A 16,389-nucleotide genomic window follows, 5' to 3' on the forward strand; every position below is an offset into this window, starting at 1 on the left:
GTAATTACTAATTGATGATCTGATTGTGAACCCAATAACAAAGTTGTTTATTCACAACTGCAAGGAATAATAATGTTTATTTTTTATAAAATTACATTCACTCGCATCATAACTTTTAATTACTTATTGTGAATTATTTTGTGATTCTTATTCAGGATAGCTGCTACTTTTGTGCTGGGCCTCTACCATAAGAGTAAAGTCAATTCTATCGCAGGAATTAATTTGGCATTAAAGTTAGTTTACGAACGTGAAGATAATGAAAATTTTTGGAGCTTGCAATTAGACAAGCAGGCTTCAAGATAAGCACAATCTTCACACTGGGAATTCTGCCCTGGATTGGCACATCCACAGGGAGGGTTCACAAAACATTTACAAGGATCTTTATGTGGTCGGGATTTTTTGGATATAAAGTATAAAGCTGCTTCTTGTAGACAAAAAACAAAATCTTTAACCATAAAATTTCGTACCAATCATAATGAATGTAAGGATTTTTTAGTTACTTCTTTAGATGCGTTAACTAAATAGGGAAGATAAATACAACTATAAATCATTAAAGTAGCTGGTTATAGCCTCTAAAGCCATATATATAATATAAGACATGACGTTTAGCTTGCTTACTCAATAGGGTAAACTACAGACCTTTTAATTATTTACACTGGCTTATTTAATAAATACAAGCGATCGCTAAGTTAAACAGAATTTTGACCTTACTTAATCTAATGACTTTATTACATTAATTTTTGTTAGTTGGATGGAAAATAAACTAGAAATTTTAACCAGCTAAATGCTGCTAACATTTGAGACTAGATTAAGATGCTATGCAAGTATATTTCACTTGAAAATTTATAACTTCATACTTCAGGTGTGTCTTACATTAGACTTAAGGAATATCTTTATTGTCAGTTAGTTTGTATAAGTCATTAAGTGAAATGACTTATATAAATTCTTTACCTTCTGCGTCTCCACTGGCTGTACGAACATTAAACTAAAATGGTATTCCCAAAGATATATTCAGAATGTACTAGCGTTGAGTTTTCATCCATTTGGTATGTCACGAAACTTGTTTGACCAGAGAAGCATATACTATCTTCCAAATGGCTCATGCGAACTGCAATATCTAAAATTTTGTTGTCGTGAGCGATCGTTATTGGATTTTGGACAAATAAAAAGTGTGAGCGTAAATTTATGCTAACACTAGAAATCCCCTTAGATGAGCGCCCATATTTTCAGTAACCTGGCGTATTTATTTATTTTTAGATGGTTGGTTTTCCGTGCCGATTTACTTAGATTCATATTTGAACATCTTTAGCAAAATTCCTGAGTTCATTTGGTCATTGTCAGTAGTGACCCCAAGAGAAGGAGAAGGAAACTCGTCAGCGTGCCACTAAGTAAAAAGCAGGTATCACCGTATAGTGTGAATCATGGGGAACCGAACTTTTATAATTTTTACGTAGTATACAGAAATTTGAAAGCTATTAAACCGAAAATATACTTAAAATTTCAGTACTAGTTATTTTATACGAGCGAAATATTACTGTATTTTTTTTGAAGGCATCTATATATATTAAAGAATTCATTTCAGAGAATCTACGGTAACAAAAATCAAAGCGATCGCGGTACTTTTATTTCAATAAACCTTACATCCTCAGCTTGAAAACTCAGAAAGGATGACAGATAGAGGATGTAAAAGCTCTAACTGCTATTCTGTACTAGCCCAACGCTAGTACACGAAAGCTCTGACAAACGCCGAACGTGTTCTTCTTTAGAGTATCAGAAGCCACTCTCTAAGCCTCTGCGCGTCTACAGAGGTCTTAGTCTCAAAACCTCTTTCTTCGCACTTTAGCGCACTTTGGGCTTTGGTGAAGACTTGTGCAGTGTATAGGTTTTTATGATGGAATTTTTAAATAATTTTTTCTCTACTAGCCAGTTTATTCCTCACGGACATTGCTACCTCTGGAAACCAGGATTGGTATGGTTGCATCTCGTTTCAGATGTGTTAACTGGACTTGCTTATTATTCAATTCCAGTAATGTTGGTTTATTTTGTCCGTAAACGGCGAGATGTGCCTTTTGGTTGGATGTTCCTAATGTTTGGCATATTTATCGTTGCTTGTGGCACAACCCATTTAATGGATGTGTGGACGCTTTGGTATCCTACCTATTGGCTATCAGGGTTAATTAAAGCTATCACTGCTTTTATCTCAGTATTAACAGCCATAGAACTTGTGCCATTAATACCCCAGGCACTGGCTCTACCGAGTCATACCCAACTAGCAAAGGAAATTGCTGAACGCATACGGACTGAGAAGGTGCTGAGGGAAAGTGAACAACGATGGCAATTAGCTTTGCGCGGCAATAATGATGGAATTTGGGACTGGAATGTTAAAACCAATGAAATGTTCTTTTCGGTTCGCTGGAAGGAAATGTTCGGTTACGAAGACAAGGAAATTTCTAACTATTTAGATGAATACCTCACACAAGTGCATCCTGATGATCTTGACTGGGTGACACAAGCAGTTCAAGATCATTTTGCTCATAAAACACCGTTTTACACTATCGAATATCGATTTTTATGTAAAGATGGGACTTACAAATGGATTTTGGATCGAGGTCAAGCACTGTGGGATGAAGATGGTAACGTAGTGCGGATGGTAGGCTCACATACTGACATTACTGAGCGCAAGCAAGCAGAGAAGGCACTAAGTAGCCTACTTAACCAACTAGAAAGCAAGGTTGAGGAACGGACAGCAGAATTAACAAAAATTAATCAATCACTACAGGCAGAAATTACTGAGCGCCAGCGAATAGAACAAGCATTGCGAGAAAGCGAACAGCGATTTCGTGCTACATTCCATCAAGCTGCTGTTGGCATCGCCCATGTAGCTATAAATGGAAGGTGGTTATTAGTTAACCAGAGGCTTTGCGATATTGTCGGTTATACACCCGAAGAACTACAGTTGCTAACTTTCCAAGATATTACTCATCCAGATGATCTTGATGCCGACCTGAAATATATTGATCAGATTTTAGCAGATAATATTCAAACTTATTCGATAGAAAAGCGTTATTTCTGCAAAGATAGCTCCATTGTTTGGGTTAATCTCACCGTGTCTTTAATGCGCGAAGCGAGTGGGGAGCCAAAGTATTTTATTTCTGTGGTCGAAGACATTAGCGAACGACAAGCCGCACAGCGCGATCGCCAGGAGTGGGAGGCACAAATTCAAGCTTCACTCTTAGAAAAAGAGGTATTATTAAAAGAAATTTACCATCGAGTCAAAAATAATTTACAGGTTATTTCTAGTTTGTTAAGCTTGCAATCTGCTTATATCAAAGATCCAGACGATTTAGTAATATTTAAACAAAGCCAGCAGCGAATTGCCTCAATGGCTTTAGTTCACGAAAAATTGTATCAGTCTCAAGACTTGGCAAGGATTAACTTCGGTGAATATATTCGAGATTTGGTAGCAAGTTTATTTAGTGCTTATGAAGTAAATGAAAATGCGATCGCTCTGAGAGTAAATATCGATGAGCAAGTATTTCTTGGCTTGGATACAGCAATTCCCTGTAGTTTAATTATCCATGAACTTGTATCTAATTCTTTAAAATATGCATTTCCAGCAGGTAGAAATGGTACGATTTATATCGAAATGAGCAAAAACATTGACCATGAGATTACACTTATAGTTAGTGATGATGGGATTGGTTTACCATCGAATTTCAATTTTAAAAACATGGCTTCTTTAGGCTGGCAGTTAGTAGATGCTTTAACCAATCAAATTACAGGTAATATTGATATCCAAGGTGATAGCGGAGTAGAATGCCAAGTGAAATTTACATTAATATAAAATAACTAAAATATGACAAAGGCAAAAATTTTAGTTGTGGAAGATGAAGCTATTGTTGCCAAAGATTTGCAGCTTCGACTTATAAAATTCGGTTACACTGTTCCTGCTATAGCTTCTTCAGGAGAAGAAGCAATTAATAAAGCAGTAGAAATATCCCCCGATTTAGTACTAATGGATATTAAGCTTAAAGGAACGATGGATGGGATAGAAGCTGCCGAAGAAATCTATAAACGTTTGGATATTCCAGTAATTTATTTGACTGCTTATGCAGATGAAAACACATTAACACGAGCTAAGATAACCGAGCCTTTTGCTTACCTAATCAAACCTTTTAAAGAAAGAGAACTACAAATAAATATTGAAATAACTCTGACTAAACATGGTTTAGAAAAGCAATTAAAGGTAAATCAAAAATGGCTAGATACGCTTTTAAAGAGTATCAGCGATGGTGTCATTGCTAGCGACATGCAAGAATTGGTAACTTTTATGAATCCGGTTGCCGAAAATCTAACCGGATGGAAACAGGAAGAAGCTTGTGGCAGGAATTCATCAGAAATATTCAATATTGCTAATGCAGAAACTCATGACTCTCTTGAAAGCCCAATCATAAAAGTCCTTCAAAATGGTATTATCATCAGTATCCCAGCAGAAACTATTCTGATTACTAAAGATGGTGGAGAAATCCCAATTGATGATAGTGCTGCACCAATAAAAGATGATCAAGATAATATTACAGGTGCTGTATTAGTTTTTCGAGATATTACTGAGCGCAAACGAGCGATTGAGACGCGTAAAAAGCAAATTGAGCAAGAACAACTTCTGGTGCAATGGGAGGAGATAAATCAACTCAAAAATGATTTTTTGAATTTAGTTTCTCATGAACTACGATCGCCTCTGGGTAATATAAAGTTAATGATTCAAATGATCCAACTATCTCCTCTTACTGAGGAAGCTCAACGCTATCTAGAACTGATGGAGGGTGAGTGCGATCGCGAACTAGGATTAATTAACGATCTACTAGACTTACAACGCTTGGAAAACTCATACTATCCAGTGATGACACCTGATTCCTTGCTCTTACAACAGTGGTTACCTTGGGTTATTGAGCCATTTCAAATCCGTGTTCAAGAACATCAGCAAACCCTACAGATAAATCTTGCTTCAAATCTCCCGCCCTTGTTCTCAGATGGCATTAACTTGGAACGAATTTTAGTAGAATTGCTTAATAATGCCTGTAAATACACACCTGCGGGTGGTGAAATTGTCCTAAGTGTACGTCACAATTCCTTGGAAGTGCCTGCAAAAACCATTATTACTATTAGTAATTCAGCAGAAATTCCGGTAACAGAGTTACCACGAATCTTTGAGAAATTTTATCGCATTCCCAATGCAGACATCTGGAATCAAGGTGGTTCGGGATTAGGTTTACCTATAGTACAGAAATTAGTCAAACAACTGCAAGGAAACATTCAAGTAGAAAGCAATAATGGATGGACGACATTTACTGTCACGTTAACTGATTTATAGGTTTTTAGCTTCTATTAAAACTTTTGCAACATATAGCTAGAGGCACACATCTATACGCCCCTACAACCGATTTATTTGTCACCAATATTTTTGTAATGGTATGAGATAATTAATCCAAATTATTAAATTCAGAAAAATGTCATTACATATATCTTCCACACCTCAAGGTTTTAGTGCATTCATTACTAATTTGGGAATACGAGATACAACTGATGATTTTGTATTTATTAAATCATCAGTTCCTTGTGTTGCTGATGGAGTCTTTACTCAAAGTCTTTTTGCCGGGCCAAGCGTTACTATTAGCCGTAATAATTTAAAAGATTCACAAGCACAAGGAATTGTTGTTATATCTAAGAATGCAAATGTAGCTAATGGTTCTGTTGGCATCTCTGACGCCCAAGAAGTTTTGCAATTAGTTGCAACCGAAACTGGAATTGCTGCACATAATATTGTGATAGCTTCTACAGGTGTAATTGGCAGACGTTACCCAATTGAAAAAATCCGGGCAGGTTTATTAGGATTGGGCAAAAAATTGACTGCTGCTGATTTTCATGCCGCAGCCCGTGGTATTATGACCACCGATACAGTCCCAAAAATAGCTACACGACAAATAGGCAATGCCAAACTAGTAGGAATTGCTAAAGGTGTTGGCATGATTGAGCCTAATATGGCTACCCTGCTAACTTTCTTTTTTACTGACGCGGCAATTTCTGCAAATAGCCTTCGTTCTATTTTTCGCTCTACTATAGATAAAACTTTTAACTGCCTAAGTGTAGATACTGACACTTCTACTAGTGACTCTGCCGTGATTCTAGCTAATGGAATAGCCGGTGAAGTTTCAGAAGCAGATTTTGCCAGTGCATTGCAAGAAGTTGCACAAGAATTGGTGCTGAAAATTGCCAGAGATGCAGAAGGCGCTACTAAAATTATTGAGGTGACTGTGGATTCAGCAATTAACTATACACAAGCTAAAACAGTAGCTAAAGCAATTGTGAATTCACCATTAGTAAAAACCGCCGTCTATGGAGCAGATCCGAATTGGGGACGAGTCGCTATGGCTATAGGCAAATGTGAAAATGAACAGCAGATAAATCCAGAGATAGTTGTTATTAGTTTTGATAACGTGAAAGTTTATCCTAATACCTTAACTGATGAAAATCTGGAACAGTTGCGGCAAATCATGTCCAAAGATCAAGTAAGAATTCATGTTAGCCTCAATATTGGCGACGCCTCTGCAACTGTATGGGGTTGCGATCTTTCAGAAGGCTATATAGAAATTAATGGCAAATATTCAACTTGATTAACATTTGTAGGGTGTGTTATGCCGTAGGCTAACGCACCATCCCATATTTTCGGTGCGTTATGGACATTAGCCCTAACGCATCCTAACAGATTCAAGCCTGGATGAGGTTTTCCTACTTGTGTAGGTAGTCCAGCTAGCAATGAGAGAAATGGTATCAGTCAAAATGCGGTTATGTGCTTTATCTTATGAGCAATTCCACGGTGATAGCATTAGTCGTCATCTAGAGATGGATAAGTGGCGCAGGTACATGAAGAACTAATTGCTTTGTTAAAAAAGTTGACGTAAGTAGTTATTGTGTATTATAGTATGTTACATAAAGAATGAGTTAGATTAAAAAGGTTTACTAGCCAGTACAGCGCGGTGAAAATCAAATTACCATTTGTACCCAATTAGTTAATATTACGAGAAAAATTTTTCAAAATCTCATACTTAATCTCAAATAACTCGATTAACGCTACATAACTAATAAATATGGATTTTGACTATTTTAGAAGTAATGAAGGCACTCCGACAAATAATACCCGACAAAGTTTGCTTGCTAGCGGTTGGCGACCGTTTAACCGAGAATTAGACTGGGAGTTTTTGTGGCAACTGTTGTATAGTGACTACCGCGAATTAACTCAAAAAAGCTTGAATTTAGCGAGTAATCTTGCTGATGTTTTGGGACGAAATAATTATGCTTGGTGGGCTAATATATTAAATGTTGTATCTGAAAATACCCGCTACGAAGTTGAAAAGTTTTGGAATTACATCACGCCAGATCCTCAATCACCAGATCATCGCTACAAAGATGTTTTGAGTACGGAAACGCCCATCGTTCAATTCGTTAGTCGTAGTAGCATTCCCATTGATTATGTTCTTAATCGACTACAAGAAATTACAGTACTACGAGTTTTAGGAGTGTTAGGTAATCCCGACATTATTACCCAGTATTACTCAGAAAGAGATTTTTATTTTCCTATAGATAAATTTATTAGCTGGGAACGCTTAGACGTTATCAATACTGTTTATGCTTACTGGGCAAAGTATGACGTTTGGTTGCAAATTGATCCCTACGATCGCGGACGACGACAATATAGTTTAATGGCGAAAAATCTCGCGCCACTAATTAACAAAGCGACTTATGACTTAGCAGTTATGCTGAGTGGATATCAAAGTCGTGTAGGCAAGGTTCACAGTCAATTTAACATTCGCACATTTCCAGCAGATATCCAAAACTTTACTGATTCTGTACAACAAGCGATTCTGAATCAAAACCAGTTAGCGGTTGTTGTACATGGGCAACCAGGTACTGGTAAGACAGTCTGGACACAAGCAGTAGCAAAAGAAATTCTTGTACCTTTGGGGTATGTAATTTTTATTTTAGATCATGATGCGATCGCTAACTTTGTCCCACCGACTTACATAGAGCGTATTTGTATCGTTATTAACGAAGCTGATAATCTAGCGCAAAATCGTGCTTCTGAGGTAGCGCAATACAATAACAAAACCGAACACATTCTGAGTTTGCTAGATGGTACTTTGTATCAGAGTGTAATTGATGAGTCTGGTATTCAGATGCAGCAACGCTTAGTTGTGTTGATGACTTGCAATACTACTGAAAGATTAGATCCAGCCATGTTACGTAAAGGCAGGGTGGATTTAATATATGAGTTTACGCAACTATTTATTTGAAGTTTCAGCAATTTTGCCAAAGTTTTACCTGTTTTTGTGATACAAGTTGATGCTCTTTGCGCCAAGCTTGGGGAGGTAAACCGTGATGTTGGCGAAACTGGCGGGAGAAATGAGACACATCCTGATAGCCTAATGCTTTCGCTATCTTCTCGACTGTCTGATCGTTATTTTGGAGTAGAAAACGTGCTCCCGCCATCCGGCGTTTGACAATCCAGCAGTTTACAGTCTCACCTGTTTGCTTTGCTACTCGGTTAGTTAAATAAGCAGGTGAGTAACCAACAGCAACAGCCACATCACACAAAGTAATTCCTAGATGATAATTAGCTTCGATAAAGTCAAAAACTTCTTTTAATTGGGGAATGTAAGGAAAAATTGACTTGGGAGGGATCATGATTTCTGTATCAGGTGCTTCTCTACCAGAGACTTCCCTACTGACTGACGCTCCTAACGTCGCTACCGCTTCGCTATCGCTAACGCCAACACCACCACCTACAGCGATCGCTGTGGTATTCTCTGCAAATACTGATTGTGGAGCTTTTTCTAATTTCATCGCCCACCAGTATTGTAGGGTAGCTTGCTTTTGTAGGCGAATAGCGATCGCTCTGAGTAATTCGTCTAGTGTAGAAGGTTTGGTAAGATAGTCGTCTGCTCCCAATTCCATAGCTTTGCGAACATCTGCTTTGGTACTACTACCAGTCAGAAAAATGAACGGAATAATTGCTGTAACAGGATCTTGGCGTAGCGTATTTAAAACGCTATAACCATCCATATCAGGCATTGTGATATCGCAAATTACTAAGTCGGGTATATACTCTTGTGCTTGTTGGATACCAGCAAGACCGTTGTCAGCACCTATCGTATCAAAACCTTTAGCCTCAAGACCCATTAAATAAAGGTTGCGGGTAACGTTATCATCTTCAATGACAAGAATTTTCTTTGGTGATTCATGCATAATTTTTATTACCATAACTTTTCGCAGAAGCTGCTTACTATACTTTTTGGTGAGTATGTAAATAGGCGTGAGATTAATTACTTCGTTCCGAGAGTTATGATTGTTAAGCTGTTAATTAAGAATTATCTTAAATTCAACATTCACAACTCGGAACTACTAAACTCTGATTTGATTAATGGCAAGATCACAGTAAATGTAGTACCTACATCAACTTGACTTTCTACAAATACTTGACCGTGATGTAAATCTACAAGGGTTTTAAGAATTGATAGTCCTAATCCAGTACCAGGTATACTATCAATATTAGTACCACGGTAAAATGGTTCAAATATTCGTTGCTGATCTGCTACTGAAATACCGATCCCCCTATCTTTAACCTGAAAAATTACTTTCTCATTTTTGCAAGAAAGTTTCAAATCAATTGCAATGTGCGAGGGAGAATACTTTATTGCATTGTCGAGCAAATTTTTCAAAATTGGCTCTAACAGTTTTTTATCTATACAGGCTATTAAAGAGCTATATTGACTTACAAAATTAATCGGAATTTGGCTAATGCTCATCTGCATTTGGGCAACTAAATCATTACAGAACTCAACTAACTCCAGTGGTTTAGGTTCACAGTTTATTTTTGCTGCTTCTGTTTTAGAGAAGAACAAAATATCATCCAACATCTGACTGAGTTGTTCGGTAGCTTTTTGAATGTGATCTAGTAATGGTTGTATTTTCTTCTGTGTACGTTTGTCTACTTCTTCCTTTAGTAAGCTATTAGAAAATGAAACAATATTTAGTGGTGTACGGAATTGATGGCAAACCATAGAAAGAAAACGCGCTCTTAGTTCGCTAAGTTGTTTGGCTTGTTCTAAAGCTTGGTTAAGACTTAATTCTGCATATTTGTAATCGGTAATATCGATGCCTGCAACCATTTCTACTGATTTTCCACCAAAATCCAGCCCTCCATCCAGCATTGCAACCGCGCAAGCTAGCCAGCGCTCCGTACCGTTTTTTGTCAGAATACTCATCTCCTGATATTCAAAGTTTGCTGCTTCACCCTGCTTACGTATCTGCCTGCCTTTTTTGCTTTTAATCAGTCTGCGAAGATCAAAGCCTGTTAGCAGTTCCTCTTTTGTGTAGCCAGTGAGTTGCTCTACTGCTGGATTTATATAGCAAAGTCGCGTGCCTTGAATCAGAAAGGTGCTAACATCTGTTGTTTCTGCTAAAGCCCGAAATCTAGCTGCATTCAACCGCAATGCTTCTTCAGTCTGTTTCGATTCGGTAATATCCCAAATACTCCACACTCTACCAATAATTTTGCTATCGAGCCATTGAGGCTTAGAGTAGTGTGCAAAAACTCTTCCATCGTTCAACTCCAGAATGTCGTAGCTCTCGAAATCAGATTGGCTAGACACTTCCCAAATCAGCCGACTAAAGGCTTGTGGATCTTTAAGTTGGTTCTCAAAAAAGGCTTTGCATCGAGGGCATTTCTTAGATAGTATTAGAGACTCCGGGATCTGCCACATATCCACAAATTTCTGATTCAAGCTCAGAATATCTCCCTCAAAGTTAACTGCAACAATACCAATGGCAGTAGATTCGAGAGTAGAACGAAGCAAAGAAAGAGATGTTTCTAGTTCTACTTCTTTTGCCTTGAGTTGAGAAAATTCCTGTTGCAAATTGTCTTTGGCATCCCTTAATTCATCAGTCCACTTTTGCACGCTCAGTTCTACTATTTCATCACTTATCTCACGAACAAAAGCACAGCCAAATTCCATATCTTGTTGTTTGACATAGCTAATGGATATTTCTACCAGAAATATTCGACCTCTTTTTGTCCGGTAACGAGATTTAAAGGTAAGGGAATTTTGTGAGCTAATATCTGACCAATTGTGTAGAGAAAAATCTACATCTATATCATGCAGCCTCATGGAAAGTAATTCTTCACGCGAATACTCAGTCATCCGACAAGTGGCATCGTTGACGTAAAGAAACTGTGCGTTTTCTCCTAAACAGAAGGCAGCATCTACAGCGTGATTTATTAGGAAGTGAGCAAACTTCATCTCTACTTCTGGTTGTAGCACCCATTGATTATTTGATCTAGCTAATGTAGAATCGCCAGAATTCATATTCCTACTTCCTCCTGGTAATCAATCAGTACCATAGCCATTAATGAGTTAATAGTCATAACTTACTAAAATCTTTGGCGCACCGTTAGGTTGTTCAAGAATAAGATTAGTTAGTAAATTAAAAAATATTACTAATCCTGTTAACAAAACTTATCATACCAATAAAAAGTGAATTATTAAACCAATCTTCGGTTAAAAAAAACTAAATATTTAAAATTTATTCTTGTCCCAAGCAGCTTTATATAGCAAGGAAAATATAGACGAATCAAATCAAGATTAGCCAATAAAATTTATTAGATAAGAGTTCAAAACTCCTAATGTATATAAGTAGAAAAAATAAATATTTTACATTTAAACTAGTCCTGCACCAGAGCCAACTTAACTTTATCGTTCACCAATCATGCGTTTTGACGAACTATTGGTGTCGATTCGTTTAATTTTCAACATAAAGAAATTTGCACTGCTGGGCTTGGCTTAAATGAACAAAATTTATTCATCAACTTATTTTTCTTAAATTATCTTAACTTACTCTCTCAGGGATTTAACTACAAAAGGATATCTTTAGTCATCCGTCCTCAGAAATACATTTGTATTAGAAAAATTGCGGTTTTTTACGTGTTGTTTTTAGATTTTGGTTATATATAAAACAGACTTATTTATAGTGTACGGATTTTGAGGTAATACTATACATCATAAATCATAATTTTTCTCAATAAATCACCTATTTAGTATTTAGCCATCTCTCAAAAGAAAGATAAAAGTTAAATAATTATGTATTTTTCGTTACAAAGAATTGCATCAATAAGTTGTTAGTGGCAATATAAAGGCCGGCAAACTGTTGTAGTTAAGCTCATACTTTAACTCGGATAATTTGTAACGGCGAGTTGAAGAGTGAATAATCAAGCTTTTTTCTCGACTGTTGACAGCTTCGGGGTGAGGCTCTAAAACTAGGACTTACTCACAAAAAATGCCCTAAACCCTTTCAAAACAGGACTTATAAGGTTCTTTCGGTTGGAGAAAGTGGTGTAGGGTAGGGGAAATCTAGAAGCAAAAGAATTGACAATCAGATCAAAAAATTTTCTATTGTACATTTGATAATGTGTTTTTGCAGCGATGCCTACGGCGGGCTACGCCCACGCAGTTTTCAGAATAACTAAGTTGAAAATGTCCCAATCACGATAAAAGCGAAAAAATTAACAGCTTCATCAAAAGATTTTTCATTGCAAATAGGCTTTGCTTGTACTAAGCATCACCATATTGCACCTCGCCAAGAGGGACGTTTAATTAAAGCAGCGTTATTAAACTTAACTATATTGAGTTTTGTAAAGTTTATGAGAAGTGCTTGGATCAAGGTTATTTGCTGGTTTATAGCCCTTTATATGGTTTAGTTTTTCCCCGCCAACCTACTTAAGCACTGTAGTCACCATAGTAAAAACGAAAGATTTGACACCCTCATCAAAGAATATTTGATTGCACAACAGTCTTTGTGTCCCTTATTCTGGTCACAAGAAGCACAGTATTGATTGCTGTATGCTTTGGGTAAAAATTTTTGGTAGTGCGCTCACAAGCATCAATCAGCAGCGATTAACCGTTTCTACAACCGACTAAGCTAGGTCATAGCTGTGAAAGCAACAGAGTCGTTTGTATAAAATACTGCCATCACTGTGATTGTAAACTAAAAAGCCTTTGTGTAATTTTATGTAACTGCGTGAAACTAATGAGTCAAAACTATACTGGTTCAAACTCTCCTCTAATCACCACTGAGCCATACAAGGAATTTCCAGCAAACAGATATGTAGAATCTGTATCTGACGTTTCTCGCCAGGTTGATGAATCGGAGAATAACAACGAAATTCAGCCTTTTTTAAACGACGAAACACCCCCAACGCTCTCAGTTGCCGATGCGATCGCTCAGATGTTGGTAAATTTGGGAGTAAACTACGCTTTTGGTGTGGCGGGTGGTGCGATGGCAAGCCTTTGGGGGGCGCTGTCAAATAGCAGCATCAACGTGTTGAACTTCCGCCATGAAGCAGGAGCAGCATTTGCAGCGACCGAAGCATACTTTGCTAATAATCGCCCCACTGTAGTTTTTACCACAGCAGGGCCGGGGATCACGAATGCTCTTACCGGGTTATTTGCAGCTCGTGGTGAAGGTGCAAAGGTAATTTTGTTATCGGCTTGTACCTCAGCACCGCAACGTGGACGTTGGGCAATTCAAGAAACCAGCACTTACACATTGCCCAGTGGGGGAATTTTTACCCCAGGCGCTTTATTCAACTATGCAATCACTATTGAATCTGCGGCTCAACTACCGCAGGTTTTCCGCAAACTTGCTTTGGCTATGGCGCAACCAGGCGGATTTGTCGCCCATTTGAGCATTCCTACCGCAGTGCAGACAAGTTTAGTTGAGAACATATCCTTGCCTAAACTAGATGTTACTCCGTTTCCGATGACTGCTTCAAAACAAGCGATCGCAAAATCTGTAGAGTTATTATCATCTGGCCCCTTTGCCATCTGGGTTGGTTTCGGTGCGCGTAACGCAGCAGAGGAAATCATTGAACTCGCTGAAAGAACCGGAGCAGCAGTCATGTGTTCACCCCGTGGTAAAGGTATCTTCCCTGAAGATCATCCCCAGTTTGTGGGTGTTACAGGTTTAGGCGGTCATGCTTCCGTCTTAACTTATATGGAACAACAACCTCCACTACGCACACTCGTATTAGGAACTCGCCTTGGTGAACCTACTTCCTTCTGGAGTTCGGCACTAGTTCCAAAAGAAGGTTTTATCCATGTAGATATTGATCCCGAAGTGCCAGGTGTAGCCTATCCCCACGTTGAAACTTTGGCAATTCAGTCTGATATCAAAGCTTTTGTGGAAGAGTTATTGCAGCAATTACCGGATGCTCCTGATTCCACAACTTTGCCACTACCTCGTCCAGAACACAAAGCAATTGAACCTGCACCAGAGGTAGATTATCCAGTGCGGCCAGAAGTATTGATGGCAGCAATTCAAAAGATCATTGTTGAAGATACCGATGCCGTAGTAATGGCGGAGTGTGGTAACTCCTTTACTTGGTCAACTCATCTCCTCCAATTTTCCGAAGCCAATCGTTACCGAGTCAGCACCGGAGTTGGCGCAATGGGTCACGCCGTTACCGGAGTATTGGGTGCAGCGTTGGCTAGCAATAGCAAAGCTGTAGGGATTGTTGGCGATGGAGCAATGCTGATGAATAACGAAATCAGCACAGCCGTGAAATATAAAATTCCTGCAATCTGGATTGTACTCAACGATGCGCGTTACAACATGTGCCATCAAGGGATGAAAATCTTGGGATTAAAGGGCGCAGATGCAACACTTCCACCAACAAACTTCGCCATGATTGCTCGTGGTATGGGAGCAGAAGCACTCGTAGTCGTCAGAGAGTCAGAGATCGAAGCAGCATTACAACAAGCGATCGCATCAAATGCTCCCTTTCTGATCGATGTCGTGATTGACGCTGATCGACCAGCACCCTCTGGTGCACGTAATAAAAGTTTAGCAGCACAAGGAGTCAAATCAAATTCGGCTAAAAATCCAGCCAAGCAAATTTCATTTCCAATGGTTTAACTTTAAAACCTGACAATTTCCTTAAATTGTTATAGACACTAAAACATCTCAACTATTCACAAAAGACAAAGGATGAATTTAGAAGCAGTAAAAACTTTATTCCAGCCAAAAAACTACACCCAATCAACTGGAACTTTTGCTTTTTTATGCTTTTTTAACCCTAAGTTTTTCTTAGCTTCATCCAATATTAATATTCGAGAGCGTTTTTGTGTCTATATCTTTACATTTTGTAATGCAAATTACTTTCTCTAACCAATACCAAACAATATCGAGAGGTGAAAATGCTGCTATTTGAAACTGTTAGAGAAATGGGTCACGAACAAGTTCTCTTCTGTCATGGTAAAAATCCTGAAATTAAGGCGATTATTGCTATCCATGACACGACCTTGGGCCCAGCGATGGGAGCTACAAGACTCTTACCTTATGTCAACGAAGAAGCTGCTTTAAAAGATGCCCTTCGTTTGAGTCGTGGGATGACATATAAAGCTGCATGTGCAAACATCCCGGCTGGTGGCGGAAAAGCAGTCATTATCGCTAATCCGGAAAATAAAACAGATGATCTGTTAAGAGCTTATGGACGTTTTGTTGATAGTCTAAATGGGCGTTTTATTACCGGACAAGATGTAAATATTACCCCCGGCGATGTGCGGACAATCAGTCAAGAAACGAAACATGTAGTTGGGGTATCAGAAAAATCTGGTGGGCCTGCTCCCATAACATCATTAGGAGTTTTTCTTGGAATTAAAGCTGCTGTAGAATCTCGTTGGCAAAGCAAAAGACTTGATGGCATGAAAGTTGCAGTTCAAGGCTTAGGAAATGTAGGTAAAAACCTCTGCCGCCACTTACATGAGCATGATGTCAAACTTTTTGTTAGCGATGTAGACCCTGTAAAAGCGGAAGAAGCAAAACGGCTTTTTGGCGCAACTATTGTAGAACCCGCCGATATTTACTCTCTTGATGTAGATATCTTTGCTCCTTGCGCTTTAGGAGGAATTCTTAATAGTCATACAATTCCTTTCTTAAAAGCTTCTATTATTGCTGGTGCAGCGAATAATCAATTGGAGAATGAGCAGCTACATAGTCAAATGCTTGCTAAAAAAGGGATTCTTTACAGCCCTGATTATGTAATTAATGCTGGAGGGCTAATCAACGTTTACAACGAAATGATTGGCTATGACGAAGAAAAAGCTTTTAAGCAAGTGCATAACATTTATGACACACTACTAGCAATTTTTGATATTTCTAAACAGCAGGCAATTACTACTAACGATGCTGCTAAACGGTTAGCAGAAGACCGGATTCAGAGCGGCAAACGAAACAAAACTAAAGCGATCGCAGCTTAATTGTTATTATTTTAAGGAGTAA

General features: G+C 38.3%; 8 protein-coding genes and 3 pseudogenes. 9 read left to right on the forward strand and 2 right to left on the reverse strand.

The genetic code is table 11. The features are described 5' to 3' along the window. Positions 1-1,891: 1,891 nt before the first annotated feature. The 7 genes and pseudogenes from CDC33_RS41890 to CDC33_RS09535 all read left to right on the forward strand — a co-directional run. Positions 1,892-2,239 (forward strand): annotated as a pseudogene (locus tag CDC33_RS41890) (hypothetical protein); the annotation flags it as partial. Positions 2,240-2,275: 36 nt separating this feature from the next. After that, positions 2,276-2,701 (forward strand): annotated as a pseudogene (locus CDC33_RS41895) (PAS domain-containing protein); the annotation flags it as partial. Positions 2,702-2,830: 129 nt separating this feature from the next. Then, a pseudogene (locus CDC33_RS41900) lies at positions 2,831-3,181 on the forward strand (PAS domain S-box protein); the annotation flags it as partial. Then, a complete protein-coding gene (locus CDC33_RS41905; protein ID WP_439956633.1) occupies positions 3,155-3,844 on the forward strand; it encodes a sensor histidine kinase in 690 nt (229 codons plus the stop codon). The pseudogene CDC33_RS41900 and the gene CDC33_RS41905, both read left to right, overlap by 27 nt. 12 nt (positions 3,845-3,856) lie before the next feature. Continuing rightward, a complete protein-coding gene (locus tag CDC33_RS09525) occupies positions 3,857-5,371 on the forward strand; it encodes a hybrid sensor histidine kinase/response regulator (RefSeq protein WP_109008278.1) in 1,515 nt (504 codons plus the stop codon). 136 nt (positions 5,372-5,507) lie between these two features. Beyond that, on the forward strand, positions 5,508-6,671 hold the full coding sequence (gene argJ, locus CDC33_RS09530; protein WP_109008279.1) for a bifunctional glutamate N-acetyltransferase/amino-acid acetyltransferase ArgJ: 1,164 nt from the start codon (positions 5,508-5,510) through the stop codon (positions 6,669-6,671). 474 nt (positions 6,672-7,145) lie between these two features. Beyond that, positions 7,146-8,348 carry an AAA family ATPase gene (locus tag CDC33_RS09535; RefSeq protein WP_109008280.1) on the forward strand — a complete coding sequence of 401 codons (1,203 nt, stop codon included), beginning with the start codon at positions 7,146-7,148 and terminating at the stop codon, positions 8,346-8,348. 4 nt (positions 8,349-8,352) lie between these two features. Here the strand turns inward: CDC33_RS09535 and CDC33_RS09540 are convergent, their stop codons facing one another. Then, positions 8,353-9,315, reverse strand: a complete 963-nt coding sequence (locus CDC33_RS09540; protein WP_244919188.1) for a response regulator transcription factor — start codon at positions 9,313-9,315, stop codon at positions 8,353-8,355. Between the two features lie 125 nt (positions 9,316-9,440). Further along, positions 9,441-11,420, reverse strand: coding sequence for a scytonemin biosynthesis sensor histidine kinase (locus CDC33_RS09545; protein WP_109008281.1), 1,980 nt, complete (start codon positions 11,418-11,420; stop codon positions 9,441-9,443). Between the two features lie 1,717 nt (positions 11,421-13,137). On the opposite strand from CDC33_RS09545, the gene scyA reads away from it, so the two are divergent. Together scyA and scyB are read left to right on the forward strand one after the other, a co-directional pair. Next, positions 13,138-15,024 carry a scytonemin biosynthesis protein ScyA gene (gene scyA, locus CDC33_RS09550; protein ID WP_109008282.1) on the forward strand — a complete coding sequence of 629 codons (1,887 nt, stop codon included), beginning with the start codon at positions 13,138-13,140 and terminating at the stop codon, positions 15,022-15,024. A gap of 281 nt (positions 15,025-15,305) precedes the next feature. After that, positions 15,306-16,367: a tryptophan dehydrogenase ScyB gene (gene scyB / locus CDC33_RS09560; protein WP_109008284.1), complete on the forward strand. Its 1,062-nt coding sequence runs from the start codon at positions 15,306-15,308 to the stop codon at positions 16,365-16,367. Positions 16,368-16,389: the final 22 nt, after the last annotated feature.

Origin of the sequence: Nostoc commune NIES-4072 (assembly GCF_003113895.1) — a bacterium.
GTDB lineage: Bacteria > Cyanobacteriota > Cyanobacteriia > Cyanobacteriales > Nostocaceae > Nostoc > Nostoc commune.